The organism is Citrobacter sp. CK206, from assembly GCF_030333125.1.
GTDB lineage: Bacteria > Pseudomonadota > Gammaproteobacteria > Enterobacterales > Enterobacteriaceae > Citrobacter_B > Citrobacter_B koseri.
Genome location: NZ_JAOWGM010000025.1, coordinates 1 through 19,029 on the forward strand (window position 1 = coordinate 1; position 19,029 = coordinate 19,029).

The 19,029-nt window shown below is 54.8% G+C and carries 13 protein-coding genes; 5 read left to right on the forward strand and 8 right to left on the reverse strand.

Translation table 11 applies throughout. The features are described 5' to 3' along the window. The 7 genes from OGX81_RS09595 to lrp form a co-directional block, all read right to left on the reverse strand. The coding region (locus tag OGX81_RS09595) for a dimethylsulfoxide reductase iron-sulfur subunit DmsB (protein ID WP_104868689.1) at positions 1-614 on the reverse strand (614 nt) is incomplete at its 3' end. Between the two features lie 10 nt (positions 615-624). Further along, positions 625-3,069 (reverse strand): dimethylsulfoxide reductase subunit A, encoded by a 2,445-nt coding sequence (gene dmsA / locus OGX81_RS09600; protein WP_104868845.1) that lies wholly within the window; start codon positions 3,067-3,069, stop codon positions 625-627. A 241-nt stretch (positions 3,070-3,310) separates the two neighbouring features. Continuing rightward, on the reverse strand, positions 3,311-4,603 hold the full coding sequence (gene serS / locus OGX81_RS09605; protein WP_012133033.1) for a serine--tRNA ligase: 1,293 nt from the start codon (positions 4,601-4,603) through the stop codon (positions 3,311-3,313). A gap of 91 nt (positions 4,604-4,694) precedes the next feature. Then, positions 4,695-6,038, reverse strand: coding sequence for a replication-associated recombination protein RarA (rarA, locus tag OGX81_RS09610; RefSeq protein ID WP_024130481.1), 1,344 nt, complete (start codon positions 6,036-6,038; stop codon positions 4,695-4,697). Positions 6,039-6,048: 10 nt separating this feature from the next. Next, a complete protein-coding gene (gene lolA, locus OGX81_RS09615) occupies positions 6,049-6,660 on the reverse strand; it encodes an outer membrane lipoprotein periplasmic chaperone LolA (RefSeq protein ID WP_024130482.1) in 612 nt (203 codons plus the stop codon). Positions 6,661-6,782: 122 nt separating this feature from the next. Further along, a complete protein-coding gene (locus tag OGX81_RS09620; RefSeq protein ID WP_104868846.1) occupies positions 6,783-10,667 on the reverse strand; it encodes a DNA translocase FtsK in 3,885 nt (1,294 codons plus the stop codon). Between the two features lie 134 nt (positions 10,668-10,801). Further along, positions 10,802-11,296, reverse strand: coding sequence for a leucine-responsive transcriptional regulator Lrp (gene lrp / locus OGX81_RS09625; RefSeq protein ID WP_000228469.1), 495 nt, complete (start codon positions 11,294-11,296; stop codon positions 10,802-10,804). A gap of 547 nt (positions 11,297-11,843) precedes the next feature. On the opposite strand from lrp, the gene trxB reads away from it, so the two are divergent. From trxB to infA, 5 genes are all read left to right on the forward strand, one after another. Then, on the forward strand, positions 11,844-12,812 hold the full coding sequence (gene trxB, locus OGX81_RS09630) for a thioredoxin-disulfide reductase (RefSeq protein WP_012133038.1): 969 nt from the start codon (positions 11,844-11,846) through the stop codon (positions 12,810-12,812). Positions 12,813-12,925: 113 nt separating this feature from the next. Continuing rightward, positions 12,926-14,692, forward strand: a complete 1,767-nt coding sequence (cydD, locus tag OGX81_RS09635) for a heme ABC transporter permease/ATP-binding protein CydD (RefSeq protein WP_104868847.1) — start codon at positions 12,926-12,928, stop codon at positions 14,690-14,692. After that, positions 14,693-16,414 carry a heme ABC transporter ATP-binding protein/permease CydC gene (gene cydC / locus OGX81_RS09640; RefSeq protein ID WP_104868848.1) on the forward strand — a complete coding sequence of 574 codons (1,722 nt, stop codon included), beginning with the start codon at positions 14,693-14,695 and terminating at the stop codon, positions 16,412-16,414. A 44-nt stretch (positions 16,415-16,458) separates the two neighbouring features. Next, a complete protein-coding gene (gene aat / locus OGX81_RS09645; protein ID WP_012133041.1) occupies positions 16,459-17,163 on the forward strand; it encodes a leucyl/phenylalanyl-tRNA--protein transferase in 705 nt (234 codons plus the stop codon). Positions 17,164-17,447: 284 nt separating this feature from the next. Beyond that, positions 17,448-17,666, forward strand: coding sequence for a translation initiation factor IF-1 (gene infA, locus OGX81_RS09655; protein WP_001040187.1), 219 nt, complete (start codon positions 17,448-17,450; stop codon positions 17,664-17,666). A gap of 433 nt (positions 17,667-18,099) precedes the next feature. Here infA and OGX81_RS09660 read toward each other — a convergent pair whose 3' ends face one another. Continuing rightward, complete coding sequence (locus OGX81_RS09660) at positions 18,100-19,011, reverse strand: LysR family transcriptional regulator (RefSeq protein WP_012133045.1); 912 nt, start codon at positions 19,009-19,011, stop codon at positions 18,100-18,102. Positions 19,012-19,029: the final 18 nt, after the last annotated feature.

A 19,029-nucleotide genomic window follows, 5' to 3' on the forward strand; every position in this document is an offset into this window, starting at 1 on the left:
ACCTCCTTCGGATTTGCCAGATAACCCGTGGTATCCCCGGTCGGGCGGCTGTTGGCGTTGGGTTTAATCACAATGTTCGGTCTGGTGAAGTGCGTGCCCGGCAGCGGCGCAACGGCCGCCAGCGTGCCATGTTTCTTCCGCAGCTCTTCTATCGGGCCAAAGTCCAGCGCGCGCAGCGGGCAGGACTCGACGCAGATCGGCTTTTTGCCGTCGGCAACGCGGTCATGACAACCGTCGCATTTGGTCATGTGGCCTTTGGCGGCGTTATACTGCGGCGCACCGTACGGGCAGGCCATATGGCAGTAGCGACAGCCGATGCAGACGTCCTCATCCACCACCACAAAGCCGTCCTCGCGTTTGTGCATCGCGCCGCTCGGGCACACTTTCGTGCAGGCCGGGTCTTCGCAGTGGTTGCAGGAAATGGAAAGATAGTAGGCAAAGACATTCTGGTGCCAGACGCCGTTATCCTCCTGCCAGTCGCCGCCCGCATATTCATAGATGCGGCGGAAGCTGACGTCCGGGGTTAAATCTTTGTAGTCTTTGCAGGCCAGTTCGCAGGTTTTGCAACCGGTGCAACGACTGGAGTCAATAAAAAATCCATATTGGGTTGTCATCGGTTACTCCTTATACCTTCTCAACCTGAACGAGGTTCGTATGGGACGGATTCCCCTTAGCGAGAGGAGAAGGACGCTGGGTCGTCAGGACGTTAATACATCCCCCCTGATCCACGCGTTTTGCATCCGGGTCATACCAGGCGCCTTCGCCCAACGCAACGACGCCCGGCATCATGCGCGGCGTCACTTTCGCCTCAATATGCAACTCGCCGCGACCGTTGAAGATACGCACTTTGTCGCCGTTGCTGATGCCGCGTTTTTGCGCGTCCATCGGGTTAATCCACATCTCCTGGCGGCAGGAAGCTTTCAGAACGTCCACGTTGCCATAGGTAGAGTGCACGCGAGATTTGTAGTGGAAGCCCGTTAATTGCAACGGATAGTCTTTGGTCAACGGATCGCTGTAGTTTTCGAAGCCCGGCGTATAGATCGGCAACGGATCGATCACATCGCCTTCCGGCAGTTCCCAGGTTGCCGCAATCTCTGCCAGCGCCTGCGAATAGATTTCGATTTTGCCCGACGGCGTTGTCAGCGGGTTCGCCTGCGGATCGTCACGGAAGGCTTTATAGGCAACGTGATGACCTTCAGGGTCGCGCTGCTTAAAGATGCCCTGCTTGCGGAATGCTTCAAATGTCGGCAGTTCGGGAATCGCCTGACGCGACTGTTCGTACAGATGACGCATCCACTCTTCTTGCGTACGCCCTTCGGTAAACTGCTGCTCCACGCCGAGACGCTTCGCCAGCTCACTGGTCATCTGATAGATAGTCTTGCACTCAAAGCGCGGTTTAATGGCCTGATCGGTGAAAATAACGTAGGACATGTTCCCGCAGGAGGCATCCAGCGCGAAGTCCATCTGCTCAGAAGCGGTGCAGTCCGGCAGCAGAATATCGGCATATTTCGCTGAAGAGGTCATATGACAGTCGATAACGACGATCATTTCGCACTTCTTGTCATCCTGCAAAATTTCATGCGTACGGTTAATTTCGGAATGCTGGTTAATCAGGCAGTTACCGGCATAGTTCCAGATCATTTTGATGGGAACGTCGAGTTTATCTTTGCCGCGAACCCCGTCACGCAGCGCCGTCATTTCCGGCCCGCGCTCAATGGCATCGGTCCATAAGAACATCGAAATGCTGGTCTCGACCGGGTTTTCCAGCGTTGGCATACGCTCAAACGGCAAATCGTAAGATCCCTCACGCGCACCGCTGTTGCCGCCGTTAATGCCGACGTTGCCGGTCAGGATCGCCAGCATAGAGATTGCGCGAGTAACGATTTCGCCGTTGGCATGACGCTGCGGCCCCCAGCCCTGGCTGATATAAGCGGGTTTGGCGCTACCGATTTCACGCGCCAGTTTTACAATGCGCGCCGCCGGGATACCGGTGATCTGCGACGCCCACTCCGGCGTCTTCGCAATACCGTCTCTACCCTGTCCCAGAATATAGGCTTTGTAGTGACCATTTTTCGGCGCGCTGGCGGGTAAGGTTTTTTCGTCATAACCCACACAGTATTTGTCGAGGAACAGCTGATCGACCATATCTTCGGTGATCATGACGTATGCCAGCGCATTTACCAGCGCCGCATCCGTACCCGGGCGAATCGGAATCCACTCATCCTCACGACCCGCGCCGGTATCGGTATAACGCGGATCGATAATAATCATCCGCGCATTTGATTTTTGCCGTGCCTGCTCGAGGTAATAGGTTACCCCGCCGCCGCTCATACGGGTTTCCCCCGGATTGTTACCAAACAGCACAACCAGCTTACTATTTTCAATGTCGGAAGGACTATTACCGTCCGCCCAGCCGCCGTAGGTGTAATTTAACCCGGCGGCAATTTGCGCGGATGAGTAATCGCCGTAGTGGTTGAGGTAACCGCCGCAGCAGTTCATCAGCCGGGCAACCAGTGTTTTTCCTGGCGGCCAGGAGCGCGTCATCGTGCCGCCAAGCGTACCCGTACCATAGTTTAAATAGATGGATTCATTGCCGTAGTCTTTGATAAGACGCTGCATATTGGTGGTGATAATGTCATAGGCTTCGTCCCAGCTGATGCGCTCAAACTTACCTTCACCACGTTTGCCAACGCGCTTCATTGGATATTTCAGACGATCGGGGTTATAAACCCGGCGGCGCATAGAACGCCCGCGCAGACAGGCGCGAATCTGATGCAGACCGTCATAGTTATCATCGCCCGTATTGTCCGTTTCAACATATTTGATTTCACCGTCCACCACATGCATGCGCAGCGGGCAGCGGCTTCCGCAGTTAACGGTGCAAGCGCTCCAGATAATTTTTTCGCTGGATGCGCTGGGGCTGATAGCGTCAGCCGCATTGGCGATCCGGGTAAATGGCAGAGTCAATGCGCTACTGGCGATTGCCAGCCCGCCTATTGCTGTCGTTTTTACCAGGCCTCGACGAGTTACCTCAGCTGCCAGTACAGCATCGGGGATATTCGTTTTCATGATGACTCACTTTGCTTGCTCACGATTGATAAAAGCCAGACACTTCGTTATGTAGTTATTTATACAGCGAATAAATCGCTATATAGTTTTGTATATAATGAATATGAGAAAAATCAGCGATAAATGCTAATCTTCATTCGAAGGTAGTATTACCCCCAAAGGGGTAACCATTCTTGTCCGGTGTCAAACAGGCATAAAAAAAAGCGCCCGGAGGCGCTTTTTAAGCAGAGAGAAGCGGGGATTAGCCGATATATTCCAGTCCGTTCATATACGGACGTAATACTTCTGGAACTTCGATGCGGCCATCAGCCTGCTGGTAGTTTTCCATCACGGCAACTAAAGTACGCCCAACCGCCAGACCGGAACCGTTCAGAGTATGAACCAGACGGGTTTTCTTGTCGGACTTACTGCGGCAGCGTGCCTGCATACGACGCGCCTGGAAATCCCATACGTTCGAGCAGGAAGAGATTTCACGATAGGTGTTCTGCGCCGGGATCCATACTTCGAGATCGTAGGTTTTACATGCGCCAAAGCCCATGTCACCAGTACACAGAACGATTTTACGGTACGGCAGACCCAGCAACTGAAGCACTTTCTCAGCATGGCCGGTCATCTCTTCCAGCGCATCCATTGACTCTTCTGGACGCACAATCTGCACCATCTCAACTTTATCGAACTGGTGCATACGGATCAGACCGCGCGTGTCACGACCGTAAGAACCCGCTTCAGAACGGAAGCATGGCGTATGCGCAGTCATTTTGATCGGCAACGCATCTTCGTCGATGATTTCATCACGCACCAGGTTAGTCAGCGGCACTTCCGCCGTCGGGATCAGCGCATAGTTGCTGCTGTCAGCCTCTTCTTCCAGCGGACGAGTATGGAACAGATCGCCCGCAAATTTCGGCAACTGCCCTGTACCGTACAGCGTGTCGTGGTTCACCAGATACGGCACGTAGTTTTCACTGTAACCATGCTGTTCGGTGTGCAGATCCAGCATGAACTGCGACAGCGCGCGGTGCATACGGGCAATCTGCCCTTTCATTACCACAAAACGAGAACCGGTCAGTTTAACCGCAGCCGCGAAGTCGAGACCGGCGTGCATTTCACCCAGCGTCACATGATCGCGGACGTCGAAATCAAACTCACGCGGGGTTCCCCAACGGCTGACTTCAACGTTGTCGTTTTCATCTTTACCTACCGGTACATCATCAGCCGGTAAGTTAGGAATGGTCAGCGCGATATCGCGAATTTCAGCCTGTAAGCTCTCCAGCTCGGCTTTTGCCGCATCCAGCTCTTCGCCCAGCTTGTTCACTTCCAGACGTAAAGGCTCGATATCTTCCCCGCGCGCTTTCGCCTGGCCGATGGATTTCGATCGAGAGTTACGCTCTGCTTGCAGGTTTTCCGTGTTGACCTGCAAAACTTTACGACGCTCTTCAAGAGCGCGCAGCTTATCTACATCCAGCTTAAAGCCCCGGCGTGCCAGTTTTTCAGCGACTGCGTCTGGCTCATTACGCAGCAGATTGGGATCGAGCATGCTTATCCTGTGCTTATCGAATTAAAATAGGAAACGTGACCACAGCCTGCAGTCACAGGGATACAGTGCCAACATTACCGCAACGATCGCGCTAACGGTAGCGTTTTGTGGGGCTATTTTGATCCTGTTCAGCCAGCCAGGCGAGCTTTTCGCCAATCTTGCCTTCAAGACCCCTGTTTGTGGGATGATAATAGCGTGTTTGCGCTATTTCCGGCGGGAAATAAACCTCGCCTGCGGCGTAGGCGTTTGGCTCATCATGCGCGTAGCGGTATTCCTGGCCATAGCCCATTTCTTTCATCAGTTTCGTCGGCGCATTGCGCAGATGCACAGGCACGTCATAATCCGGGCGTTCACGGGCATCGGCCAGCGCCGCTTTGAACGCGGTATAAACCGCGTTACTTTTCGGCGCACAGGCCAGATAAACAATCGCCTGGGCTATCGCCCGTTCCCCTTCCGCAGGGCCGACGCGGGTAAAGCAATCCCACGCAGAAATCGCCACCTGCATTGCGCGAGGATCGGCATTGCCGACGTCTTCAGAAGCAATCGCCAGGCAACGTCGGGCGACATACAGCGGGTCGCCGCCAGCGGTAATGATCCGGGCATACCAGTAAAGCGCCGCGTCCGGGGCGCTGCCACGCACCGATTTATGCAATGCGGAGATGAGATCGTAAAAGCGGTCGCCTTTATTATCAAAGCGCGCGCTGCGCTCCCCGGCGATTTCGGTCAGTAATGCGGGCAATAATACTCGCTTACCGCTGTCATCCACTTCCGCCATGTCTGCCATCATTTCCAGCGTATTTAACGCCCGACGCGCATCTCCGTTCACCAGTTCGGCGATCGCCCGGCGCGTCTCGTCCGGCAGAACGATATCCTGGCCGCCATAACCACGCGCTTTGTCATCCATCGCCTGATTCAGTACCTGCTCAATATCTTCAGTCGTTAAGGATTTGAGGAGATACACGCGGGCGCGTGACAGCAAAGCCGAGTTCAGCTCGAAGGACGGGTTTTCGGTCGTCGCGCCAATAAACGTAATCGTGCCGTCTTCGATATGCGGCAGAAACGCATCCTGCTGGCTCTTGTTGAAGCGATGGACTTCATCGACAAACAGAATAGTGCGGCGCCCGGCATTACGGTTCTGGCGGGCGCGTTCAATGGCTTCACGGATCTCTTTTACGCCAGAAGTCACGGCGGAAATGCGTTCGACGTCAGCATTGGCATAGCGGGCAATCACTTCGGCCAGCGTGGTTTTGCCCGTACCGGGCGGCCCCCACAAAATCATCGAGTGCAGGTGCCCGGCCTCAATTGCACGAGGCAAAGGCTTACCCGCAGCCAGCAGATGCTGCTGACCAATATACTGCGCTAAATTTTCTGGCCGCATACGCGCGGCCAGTGGCTGAAAGGTATTATCAGAAAAATCGAGCGACAGATTGCTCACTCATGCGCCTCTACTTACGTTGGTCGTCTACCGTTACACCTTGCGGCGGAGTAAAGGTAAATTTTGATGCATCGACAGCGCTATTCTGCTGAGATTTCAGCTGATAGCTGCTGCGCTGATCGTCTTGTTCCACTGCGCTGAACTGATGAATAGTCCCGTCACGACCCACATTAATGGTGAACTGCTTCAGGTTACCGCTGCTGCTTTTTGGCGTCAGCACAAAGTCATCGCCATTTTGTTTGATGTTGTACTGCTGCCAGTCGCTGGACTGGTTACGGGCTATCAGCATAAACGGCGTATTGCCCGTCGCATCTTTTAACCAGGTCGCCGTCGCCTGCTCGACAAACGGGTTAAAGAACCATAGCGTTTTCCCGTCAGAGACCAGAATGCTCTCGTCGGGCTGCGTCATATGCCAGTTAAACAGATTAGGACGCTTAACCCATAAGTCTCCCTGGCCTTCCTGAACGGCGGCGCCGCTGCCGTCAGTCACTTTTTGCGTAAAGCTGGCGTGGAAGCTGCTGACTTTATCCAGACGGCTTTTCAGATCGCTGGCGGCATCCGCCCATACGCTGCTCACCACAAAGCCGGAGAGTAATGCGCAGGTGATTGCGATTTTTTTCATCATTATTCCTCAAAATACGTCACTCCCGATGGGGAGTTCCCTCTGCTCTCTATTCCAGGCCAAAAATCAGCATGAGGAAAGAAGAAAATACTGAATTCTTATTTATTTACCGATCTTTGCAATCATTCGAACGGCGGTGGCGCCAGCACCTCGCGGTTCCCGTTATGGCCTTGTTCGCTGACAATGCCCTGGGCTTCCATCTGCTCGACAATACGCGCCGCACGGTTGTAACCGATACGGAACTGACGCTGAACGCCAGAAATGGACGCTTTGCGTTTTTCGGTCACAAAGCTCACCGCCTGATCGAATAACGGGTCCAGCTCCTCGCCGCCGTCAAAACCGCCGCCGCCCCCTTCGCTTTCGCTATCCGAGGTGATGCCGTCAATGTATTGCGGGCGACCACGCGCTTTCCAGTCCTGCACCACCGCATGCACTTCCTGGTCGCGGACAAACGCGCCATGAACACGTACCGGCATGGTTGAGTTCGGGCCGGAATAAAGCATATCCCCCATCCCCAACAGGGACTCCGCACCGCCCTGATCGAGGATCGTGCGTGAGTCGATCTTACTGGATACGGTAAAGGCGATACGCGTCGGAATGTTGGCCTTAATCAGACCGGTAATAACGTCAACCGACGGGCGCTGAGTCGCCAGCACCAGGTGAATACCTGCGGCACGCGCTTTCTGCGCCAGACGCGCAATCAGCTCTTCAACTTTCTTACCGACGGTCATCATCAGATCGGCGAATTCATCGACCAGAACCACGATATACGGCAGTTTTTCCAGCACCGGATGCTGGGCATCCATGCTGTCGCCCGGCTTCCAGTACGGGTCTGGAATCGGACGCCCCATCCGTGCCGCTTCGGCAATTTTCTCGTTATAGCCCGCCAGATTACGCACGCCAAGCGCCGACATCAGCTTATAGCGGCGTTCCATTTCATTAACGCTCCAGCGCAGTGCGTTGGCGGCGTCTTTCATATCGGTAACCACTTCGGTCAGCAGATGTGGAATGCCTTCATAGACCGAAAGTTCCAGCATTTTCGGGTCAATCATGATGAAACGCACGTCTTCCGGTTGCGCTTTATACAGCATGCTGAGGATCATGGCATTGACCCCAACCGATTTACCGGAACCCGTCGTCCCCGCAACCAGCAGATGAGGCATTTTCGCCAGATCGGCCACAACCGGATCGCCAGCGATATCTTTACCCAGCACCACGGTGAGCGGCGACGGATTCTCGCGGAATTTAGCGTTATCCAGCACTTCACGCAGGTAGACGGTCTGACGTTTTTTGTTCGGCAGTTCGAGGCCCACGTAAGGCTTACCAGGGATCACTTCTACCACGCGTACCGCAACGGTTGACAGTGAACGCGCGAGATCGCGTGACAGGTTAGAAATACGCGCGGCTTTCACGCCCGGCGCCAGATTCAGCTCAAAACGGGTAATAACAGGCCCTGGGGAATAGTTCACCACGTCAGCTTTAATGCGGAAATCCGCCAGACGCGCTTCGACCAGGCGCGCCATTTGTTCCAGCGCGAAAGTATCGACCGGTTCCACTGCGCTCGGCGGCGGCGTCAGCAGATCCAGCGACGGCAACGGCGTGGTAGGTTTCTGCAACGGACGACTGTCGCCATTACGCATCAACAACGGATGGATCAGGCTTTCCTGCGGCTGTGGCGCGGCCGGTTGTTGCGGTTGTTGATACGGTTGCTGCGGCACAACCGGCTGCTGCGGCTGTTGATACTGTTGCTGCGGCGCGACGGGCTGTTGCGGCTGCTGATACTGCTGCTGTGGCGCGACGGGCTGTTGCGGCTGCTGATACTGTTGCTGTGGCGCAACCGGCTGCTCAGGCATCACGCCGGGAGTAAACAACGGCTCATGCGGGCCTTCATCCACCAGCGCTTTCATCGGCGAGAATTCAAAATCATCCAGCGAGAACGGATGGGCTCCCGCAGGCTGTTCCCCGGCATAGCGCTGCTGCTGTGAAGAGGCAAACTGGCGAGCCAGTTCAGCTTCTGCTGCATCCTCATCTTCTGCCTGAGGAGCGTCATGTTGATATTCGGAACCATAACGATGCTGCTGAGACTGGGCGAACTGACGTGCCAGCTCATCCTGCTGCATCTCATCAATTTCATCATCGGTATACTGCGTTTCGGCATCATACTGATGACGCCCCGCCGCACGCGCTTTCTCTTCCGCGATACGCTGAGACGGTAATTTTATGCCATACGAGGCCAGCTCACGGCGGGTCGGAACGCGAACGCGGTTAGGGCGAGGCAGTTGCGGGCCAATCCCCTCTTTAACCTGTGGGCGTGGCGCACCACCGCTTACCGGGCTAAACGCAGGTGCAGCGGATGCCGCCGCCGCGCCTGCGGCCAGCGTTGCATCTTTGACGCCTGCCGCCAACGGCGCAACCGCGGCAACGGATTCAACAGGCGGCACAGAAGCTGCTGTCGGTGCCGATGGTTTAACCGGCTCCGGCGCTTTCGCTGGCTCAGGAATCGGCTGATACCACGCAGCCAGTTGCTCACGCTCACGCGCGCGTTTCTCTTCCACTTCTTCAAAGTAGTAGAGCGGCGGACGGGCGGGTTTAATTTCTTCTGCTACAGGCTCAGGCTCCACCGCAGACGGCGGCTCAACAGCAGGCTGCTGCTGGTAATACGTATCCTGAACCGGTTCCTGCGGGTAAGCCGGTTGCGGCTCGAAAGTCGGCTCGTGTTGATAAACAGGCTCTTGCGGATAAACCGGCTCAGGGTGCCAGGGTTGTTCCGCCGCAGGTTCCTGCGCTTGCGGCTCGGTCGGCGCAGGCTGCTGCCACGGTTCATAATGTGGCGCTTGCGGCTGCGCATATTGTGGTTGCGGCGGATAACTTTCCGGCGCGGGCGCAATGACCGGTTCGCCGGTTTGCGGCCCCGGCACAGGCTGCCATTCCACCACCGGTTGCGCAGGCGCGGTTTCAGCACCTGGCACCGACGGTGCAGACATAACCGGATCAACAGGCGCCGCCCAGGCTTGCGTTGCCGTTGTCGCCGCAGCAGCGGAGGCAACAGGCTCCGTGACCGAATGCCCATTCAGCAGAGGATCGTATTCCTCATATTCCGGCTGCGTCGCACGATGGCCGGAGAACAGCACATCATCAGGATCGGCAGCCACGCCACGCGCGCTGTATTCGATATCGTCTTCATCATCCATACGCTTGCCGGAGAAAAGCGCCGCATCCGTGTGTCGCCCACGCGGATTGCTGAACTTCTCTGCCAGCCGCTTACGGCGCGCCAGGGCGCCACGAAGGATGCGCGCACGTCGGGATTCGCGCTGTGCGCCCACCGCTTCATCTTCTTCGTATTCGTCATCATCTTCATACTCGTCGTCATCGACCCAGGTGTCATCGCGGCGAGTACGGTTGCTGGCGAAGGTGAGAATATTCAGCAGCCAGCCACCCAGTTTTTCTGCAATGCTCACCCAGGACCAGCCGGTGAAGAGCGTCAGACCAGCTGCCCAGACGCACAGCAGCGTAATCGTTCCCCCGCTGCTGTGCAGCAGAGGCTGAAGCGTGGTGCTTAACAGGCTGCCAATGACGCCGCCGGACGCGAAGTACCAGATATCATCAGCATTAATTGCGGCTAATCCGCAGGAGGTAAGAATCAACGCCAGGACGCCGATAATACGCAGCGACACGGCAAAATAGTCGATGTAATCGTCGTTGCTCTGGTGCCGCCAGGCAAACCAGCAGCCGCCAACGATAATCACCGGGATGGTGTAGGCCATCACGCCAAAGATAAAGAACAGCGTGTCAGCCAGCCACGCGCCCGGCGCGCCGCCTAAATTATGGATAGGCTCATGCCATGCGGTTTGCGACCAACTGGGATCTGAAGGGTTAAAGCTAAGTAAGGCTGCCATCAACCAGACGGCAAAAAGGGCAATAAGGATCAGCAACGCTTCCAGAAGTCGGCGCCCGCTGCTTAACTTTTTCAATGTGACTTCTTTGTCTTCAGTGTATTCCTGGCTCAAAAAAGGCTCTCCAGGTTTCGGGCTTTTCCTGCCCGATGCTAAAACGGACAACAGCACCGGGTTGCCCCGGCACTGTTGCTGTATGGATTAACAGGAGTGTAATCAAACTACGTCGATTTTGCACCTGTTCCGTGTTAGCGCGTCTTAATTACCAGACGATTGCTCTGTTTGACTTCTTCCATTACCACGTAAGTACGTGTGTCATTCACGCCAGGCAGACGCAGCAGGGTTTCACCCAGCAGCTTACGGTACGCTGACATATCCGGCACGCGTGTTTTCAACAGGTAGTCGAAATCACCGGAAACTAAATGACACTCTTGAATTTCTTCAAGTTTTTGTACTGCGGCGTTAAATTGTTCAAACACATCTGGAGCGCCACGATTCAGAGTAATCTCAACAAAAACCAGAAGTGATGCATCCAGATAATGCGGGTTTAACAGCGCCGTATAGCCCTGAATAAAACCCTGTCTTTCCAGCCGACGGACACGCTCAAGGCAAGGCGTCGGTGAAAGTCCCACTCGTTTAGAAAGCTCGACGTTAGAAATACGCCCATCCTTTTGCAACTCATTAAGAATGTTACGATCGATACGGTCGAGATCTTTGCCAGGGCGCTTCTTGCTATCTACCATTATTATTGTCTCTCTGTATTCCTTCCCTACTCCTGCCTGACTCTACTAACATCACTGTTCAGAGTCGATGCCCATCACAATAGACCGAACCCAGAGGGATTAACGGCGCGCAATGCCAGGGCCTATGGTGAGAAGACCGTTGCCGGATGGCAGCTATCGACATCACGAATGGCGTCTGTCCACGCCATGCGTAGATTTCACTAGCCCGGTAAACATGGTGCTTATATGCATGATTATGCAGCACACACATAACACTGTTTTTTTCTTCCAGAAGATGTTTTCGCAAAACAGCAGGGGATTGTCAAAGCAAAACATCGATTTTTAGTACAACATGCCAGTTATTCATTAAGAGCGGCGCTAAATCGTCATTTTATCACCTTATAACTGGCCGATTTTAAGTAGAAAGCGTTATATCGCAGCCCTAAATCCGCCCATTCATCGGTTCCTGCTATTACACATATTGTTAACAAAATCGCTATACTCTTTTTTTACGTCTGCAAATTCCCTACAATCCTGCCCATTGTCTGCCAACAACTATGGGGATCTCATGGGCACGACCAAACACAGTAAACTGCTTATCCTGGGTTCTGGACCGGCGGGATATACCGCTGCGGTCTACGCTGCGCGCGCAAACCTGCAACCGGTTCTGATTACCGGTATGGAGAAAGGCGGTCAACTGACCACCACGACGGAAGTGGAAAACTGGCCTGGCGATCCGAACGATCTGACCGGCCCGCTGTTGATGGAGCGCATGCACGAACATGCGACAAAATTTGATACTGAAATCATCTTCGATCACATCAATAGCGTGGATCTGCAAAACCGTCCTTTCCGTCTGACCGGCGACAGCGGCGAATACACCTGCGATGCGCTGATCATCGCAACCGGCGCTTCCGCACGCTACCTCGGCCTGCCGTCTGAAGAAGCATTTAAAGGCCGTGGCGTATCTGCCTGCGCCACCTGCGACGGTTTCTTCTACCGCAACCAGAAGGTCGCGGTCATCGGCGGCGGCAACACGGCGGTTGAAGAAGCGTTATACCTGGCGAACATCGCCGCTGAAGTGCATTTGATTCACCGTCGCGACGGCTTCCGCGCCGAAAAAATTCTGATCAAGCGCCTGATGGATAAAGTGGAAAACGGCAACATCGTGCTGCACACCCACCGCACTCTGGAAGAGGTGACCGGCGATCAGATGGGCGTTACCGGTTTGCGTCTGCGTGATACGCAAAACCCGGACAACATTGAATCCCTTGACGTTGCAGGCCTGTTTGTCGCCATCGGCCACAGTCCGAACACTGCGATTTTTGAAGGTCAGCTTGAACTGGAAAACGGCTATATCAAAGTCCAGTCCGGCATCCACGGTAACGCCACGCAGACCAGCGTTCCCGGCGTGTTCGCCGCAGGCGACGTGATGGACCATATTTATCGTCAGGCAATCACCTCAGCGGGCACAGGTTGCATGGCGGCGCTGGACGCTGAACGCTACCTTGACGGTCTGGCTGACGCGTGCAAATAGTTTTTACAAATCAGTAACAAAAGTAAAAAAGGCGACTATAAGTCGCCTTTATTTTTGCCCCGTTGTAACATTGCCGTGCCAAAAATTCCGATAACTCACCTGCTAAGCGTGCAATGAATAAAACCCGTCAAAAAGAATTGACCCGCTGGTTAAAACAGCAAAGTGTAATTTCCCAACGTTGGCTGAACATTTCACGCCTGTTGGGTTTCGTGAGTGGCGTACTGATTGTCGCTCAGGCCTGGATCATGGCTCGCATTCTCCAGCATATGATCATGGACAATATTCCCCGCGAAGCCCTCCTGCTCCCCTTCATCGTACTGATGTTGGTGTTTGTCCTGCGCGCCTGGGTGGTCTGGCTGCGCGAGCGGGTGGGTTTTCATGCCGGGCAGCATATCCGATTTGAGATCCGCCGCCAGGTGCTGGATCGCCTGCAACAGGCAGGGCCCGCCTGGATTCAGGGTAAACCGGCTGGTAGCTGGGCGACGCTGGTGCTGGAGCAGATTGACGATATGCATGATTACTATGCCCGCTATCTGCCGCAAATGGCGCTTGCTGTCTGCGTTCCCTTGTTGATTGTGGCGGCGATTTTCCCGTCAAACTGGGCCGCCGCGCTGATTTTGCTCGGCACCGCACCGCTGATCCCATTATTTATGGCGATGGTGGGAATGGGCGCCGCCGACGCTAACCGCCGTAATTTCCAGGCGCTTGCCCGCCTGAGCGGGCATTTCCTCGACCGCTTACGCGGTATGGAGACGCTGCGCATCTTCGGGCGCGGTGAAGCAGAAACGGAAAGCATTCGTGTCGCTTCACAAGATTTTCGCCAGCGCACAATGGAAGTCCTGCGTCTCGCCTTTTTATCCTCCGGGGTACTGGAGTTCTTCACGTCGCTGTCCATTGCGCTGGTCGCGGTTTATTTCGGTTTCTCCTACCTCGGCGAACTTAATTTCGGCCATTACGGGACAGGCGTCACGCTTGCCGCCGGCTTCCTGGCGCTGATTCTGGCGCCGGAGTTTTTCCAGCCACTGCGCGATCTGGGCACCTTTTACCATGCCAAAGCGCAGGCGGTAGGTGCGGCTGACAGTCTGAAAACCTTTATGGAAACACCTCTCGCTCACCCGGAACGCGGTGATGTCGAACTTTCCGGGAAAGAACCGGTAACCCTTGAAGCGCAGGATCTGATAATTACCTCGCCGGAAGGTAAAACGCTTGCCGGACCGCTGAATTTCACACTGGCCGCAGGTCAGCGCGCCGTACTGGTTGGTCGCAGCGGTTCAGGAAAGAGTTCGCTGTTAAACGCGCTGTCTGGCTTTCTCTCTTATCAGGGCTCCCTGTGCATTAACGGCGTTGAACTTCGTGATTTATCCCCGGAATCCTGGCGAAAACATCTCTCCTGGGTGGGGCAAAACCCACAATTACCGGCTGGCACGCTCCGTGAAAACGTCCTGCTTGCCCGCCCGGATGCCAGTGAACAAGCGCTACAGGCGGCTCTCGACAGCGCCTGGGTCAGTGAGTTTTTACCTCTGTTGCCGCAAGGCGTAGACACGCCGACTGGCGATCACGCTGGTCGCCTTTCCGTCGGTCAGGCGCAGCGGGTTGCGGTTGCCCGCGCCTTGCTAAATCCCTGCAAATTGTTGTTGCTGGATGAACCCGCCGCCAGTCTGGATGCCCACAGCGAGCAGCGTGTAATGCAGGCGCTGAATGCCGCATCAAGACGCCAGACCACGCTGATGGTGACGCATCAGTTAGAAGATCTTGCCGACTGGGATGTGATCTGGGTTATGCAGGATGGGCAGATCATCGAGCAAGGTGATTATGCCCAACTCAGCAGCGCCAACGGCGCGTTTGCGACACTATTGGCTCATCGTCAGGAGGACATTTAAATGCGCGCCTTGCTACCGTATCTGACGCTGTATAAACGTCATAAGTGGATGTTAACGCTCGGTATTATTCTGGCCATCGTCACGCTACTGGCCAGTATCGGTTTGCTGACGCTCTCTGGCTGGTTCCTCTCCGCTTCAGCCGTAGTCGGTGTGGCGGGTATCTATAGCTTTAACTACATGCTGCCGGCTGCTGGCGTGCGCGGTGCGGCGATCACCCGTACTGCGGGCCGGTATTTCGAGCGTCTGGTCAGCCATGACGCCACCTTCCGCGTATTGCAACATTTGCGTATTCATACGTTTAGCAAGCTGATGCCGCTCTCCCCTGCTGGTCTTGCCCGCTATCGTCAGGGCGAGCTGCTGAACCGCGTTGTCGCCGATGTCGACACGCTGGATCACCTCTACCTGCGCGTTATTTCTCCGCTGGTTGGCGCGTTTGTGGTGATTATGGTGGTCACGCTGGGGCTGAGTGTTCTCGATTTCACCCTCGCGATTACGCTGGGCGGCATTATGCTGCTGACGCTGTTTATTATGCCGCCGCTCTTCTATCGCGCCGGAAAAAGCACCGGGCAGAACTTAACCCATTTACGCGGTCAGTATCGCCAGCAGTTAACCGCCTGGCTACAGGGTCAGGCGGAACTGACAATATTTGGCGCCAGCTCGCGCTATCGGGCGCAAATGGAAGCCACGGAATTACAGTGGCATGAAGCCCAGCGACGTCAGTCTGAATTAACGGCGCTATCCCAGGCCTTAATGCTGCTGATTGGCGCACTGGCGGTAATGCTGATGTTATGGATGGCTTCCGGCGGCGTCGGCGATAACAGCCAGCCTGGCGCGCTGATAGCGCTGTTTGTCTTTTGCGCACTGGCGGCATTTGAAGCGCTTGCCCCCGTTACCAGCGCGTTTCAACATCTTGGCCAGGTCATCGCCTCTGCGCTGCGTATTACCGAACTGACCGAGCAGCAGCCTGAAGTGACCTTCCCGGATGGCGAAGCAGCGGCTCCCCGGCAGGTAACGCTGACGCTGCGTGACGTTTCATTCAGTTACCCGGAGCAGCCGCAAAAAGCGCTGGATGCCCTTTCTCTGCAAGTCGCGCCCGGAGAACATATCGCTATTCTCGGACGTACCGGCTGCGGGAAATCGACATTGCTGCAACTGCTCACCCGCGCCTGGGACCCACAGAGCGGCGATATTCTGCTTAACGATCAACCGATTTCAACGCTGGATGAAGCGGCCCTGCGTCGCACCATTAGCGTGGTGTCGCAGCGAGTACACCTGTTCAGCGCCACATTGCGTGACAACCTGCTGCTGGCAGCGCCAGACGCAAACGACGATACGCTCTCAGAGATGCTGCGCCGTGTCGGGCTGGAAAAGCTGCTGGAGGATGGCGGACTTAACAGCTGGCTAGGCGAAGGCGGACGTCAGCTGTCAGGCGGCGAGCTTCGTCGTCTGGCTATCGCCCGTGCCCTGCTGCACGATGCGCCGCTCATGCTGCTCGATGAACCCACTGAAGGGCTGGACGCGACAACCGAAAGCCAGATGCTTGAATTGCTGGCAGAGGTTATGCGCGGGAAAACCGTTTTAATGGTCACGCACCGTCTGCGCGGGCTGTCACGTTTTGATCAAATAATAGTGATGGACAACGGACAAATTATTGAGCAAGGTAATCACGCAGATCTGTTAGCCAGGCAGGGTCGTTATTACCAGTTTAAGCAACGTCTGTAAGCTATTATTGAACGATCCGACTTGCGTACTGGAGTTCTGCGGTCATGCGCCTGGTTCAGCTTTCTCGCCACTCAATCGCCTTCCCCTCGCCGGAAGGCGCGTTACGTGAACCCAATGGTTTATTGGCGCTTGGTGGCGATCTCAGCCCTGCCCGCTTATTGATGGCCTATCAGCGGGGTATTTTCCCGTGGTTTTCACCGGGCGACCCGATTCTTTGGTGGTCACCCGATCCTCGCGCTATTTTGCAGCCTGAAACATTACACATCAGCCGCAGCATGAAGCGTTTTCACAAACGATCGCCCTATCGCGTCACGCTTAATTATGCGTTTGGTCAGGTTATTGAAGGCTGCGCCAACGATCGTGACGAAGGAACCTGGATCACGCGCGATGTGGTGGAAGCGTATCACCGCTTACATGAGCTGGGGCATGCGCATTCCATCGAAGTATGGCGACACAACGCGCTCGTCGGCGGCATGTATGGCGTTTCGCAAGGCACCCTGTTTTGCGGCGAATCGATGTTCAGTCGCCAGGAGAACGCCTCCAAAACCGCGCTGCTTGTTTTTTGCGCTGAATTTATTCGTCAGGGTGGAAAATTAATCGACTGCCAGGTGCTGAATAGCCACACGGCATCGCTTGGCGCTGTCGAAATTCCCCGCAGGCAATACCTTGAGCATCTGGGATCATTACGGCAACAGCGATTACCGGGTCATTTCTGGGTGCCGCGCACGTTATTTTCGCCTCAGGCGTGAATGTTTTCGGCACATTTTTTGTCAGGGTGTTATAATTGTGCCGCAGAGCAGGTTATGCCCATTACCCCGCCGCCGTTAAGGAACCGTTCGCGTCAGGTAACGCCCATCGTTTATCTCATCGCTCCCTTATACGTTGCGCTTCAAGTGCGGCTTTGCCGTGTTTTTCGGAGTAATGCGCCAAACCTGATTTGCTGCGTTTTAAACGCGCAAATCTTTACTTATTTAAAGAACTTCGGCATTATCTTGCCGGTTCAAATTACGGTAGTGATACCCCAGAGGATTAGATGGCCAAAGAAGACAATATTGAAATGCAGGGTACCGTTCTCGAAACGTTACCTAATACCATGTTCCGCGTAGAATTAGAAAACGGTCACGTGGTTACTGCACACATCTCCGGTAAAATGCGTAAAAACTACATCCGCATCCTGACGGGCGACAAAGTGACTGTTGAACTGACCCCGTACGACCTGAGCAAAGGCCGCATTGTCTTCCGTAGTCGCTGATTGTTTTCACGCCCGGGTGGCGTAAAGATAAAAAAAGGTCGGTTTATCCGGCCTTTTTGTTGTCCCTTTCCTGCATGAATACCGTTGATGCGAATTAACGTTATTTTTATTCCCCGCAGCGTCCCTTCCTTCTACATTAAATACTGAACTGCCTGTGCGGCAGTGGATACCGGCATAAGGTTTCGCCATCCGCAGCCACATTTCTAAGCTACCTGTACGGCAGTGAACATAGCAAGTCAGTAAATCTCGTTGTATATCGTTTTCTAAGCTGCCTGTACGGCAGTGAACAGGAATAATATCAGACAATCACGTTGATTTATTGAAGAAAAACGCAACGTCTTCCTGTCAGACCCTTTTTCACCCAAGTTGTATATATAAAATAAAATCAATAAGTTAGTAACATAAAATAAAAAAGGGTATATTGCGCTCTGTTTTAATCCTCCACCATCCGCGCATACTCTTCTGTCAAAAAATCCACCAGCGCGCGTACGGACGGCAATAATCCACGGCGGGACGGGAATACCGCATGAATCACCTCTCTTCTGGGTTCCCATCCTTCCAGCAAGGCAACCAGCTCCCCCGCAGCCAGTTGGTCTTTCACCATTAAAACAGGTAACTGAACGAGGCCGACGCCCGCAACGGCCGCTTCACGCAGCGCCAGCATGTCTGTGGTGATCAAACGCGGTGTAAAGTGAACTTCAGCACGCGCGCCCTGTGGACCAAAGAGTTCCCAGCGGTGGATATGTTTACCTGAAGCCAGGCTCAGTCCGGGCCAGTGATGCAGTTCTGCTGGCGAAGAAGGATTCCCCATACGCTGTACCAATGCCGGGCTGGCAAACAAACGGTGCCCCCTGTCCGCCAGCACGCGCATCACCAGATCGCTGTCTTCAAAAGGACGCGGCCGGACGCGAATTGCAACGTCAATGCCCTCGCCAACCACGTCAACACGGCGGTTGGTTGCTTCAAGTTGTAACGACACATCGGGATAACGCGCCATAAACTTCGCCAGCATTGGGCCGATATGTACATGTAGCAACGTCACTGGACATGTCAGTTTTACAATGCCGCGCGGCTCGACCTGCAAGGCGGCTATCGCATCCTGCGCCGCCTGTGCTTCCACCAGCATTGCCTTACAATGTTCATAAAAGGTCTGCCCGACTTCGGTGACATTAAATTGCCGCGTGGTTCGTTGAATAAGGCGAACGCCCAGCCGTTCCTCCAGTTGCGCAATACGTCGGCTAAGCTTTGACTTTGGTTCATCCAGCGCTCGCCCTGCCGCCGCAAATCCCCCCTCCTCGACGACATGAACAAACCACGCAAAATCATTGAGATCCGGTTTTGTCATTACATTGTCCTGTATATA

Coding starts and splice junctions, on each gene's coding strand:
- cydD (WP_104868847.1), top strand. CDS start 12,926: ATGAATAAAACCCGTCAAAAAGAATTGACCCGCTGGTTAAAACAGCAA.
- serS (WP_012133033.1), bottom strand. CDS start 4,603: ATGCTCGATCCCAATCTGCTGCGTAATGAGCCAGACGCAGTCGCTGAA.
- dmsA (WP_104868845.1), bottom strand. CDS start 3,069: ATGAAAACGAATATCCCCGATGCTGTACTGGCAGCTGAGGTAACTCGT.
- OGX81_RS09660 (WP_012133045.1), bottom strand. CDS start 19,011: ATGACAAAACCGGATCTCAATGATTTTGCGTGGTTTGTTCATGTCGTC.
- infA (WP_001040187.1), top strand. CDS start 17,448: ATGGCCAAAGAAGACAATATTGAAATGCAGGGTACCGTTCTCGAAACG.
- cydC (WP_104868848.1), top strand. CDS start 14,693: ATGCGCGCCTTGCTACCGTATCTGACGCTGTATAAACGTCATAAGTGG.
- trxB (WP_012133038.1), top strand. CDS start 11,844: ATGGGCACGACCAAACACAGTAAACTGCTTATCCTGGGTTCTGGACCG.
- aat (WP_012133041.1), top strand. CDS start 16,459: ATGCGCCTGGTTCAGCTTTCTCGCCACTCAATCGCCTTCCCCTCGCCG.
- lrp (WP_000228469.1), bottom strand. CDS start 11,296: ATGGTAGATAGCAAGAAGCGCCCTGGCAAAGATCTCGACCGTATCGAT.
- lolA (WP_024130482.1), bottom strand. CDS start 6,660: ATGAAAAAAATCGCAATCACCTGCGCATTACTCTCCGGCTTTGTGGTG.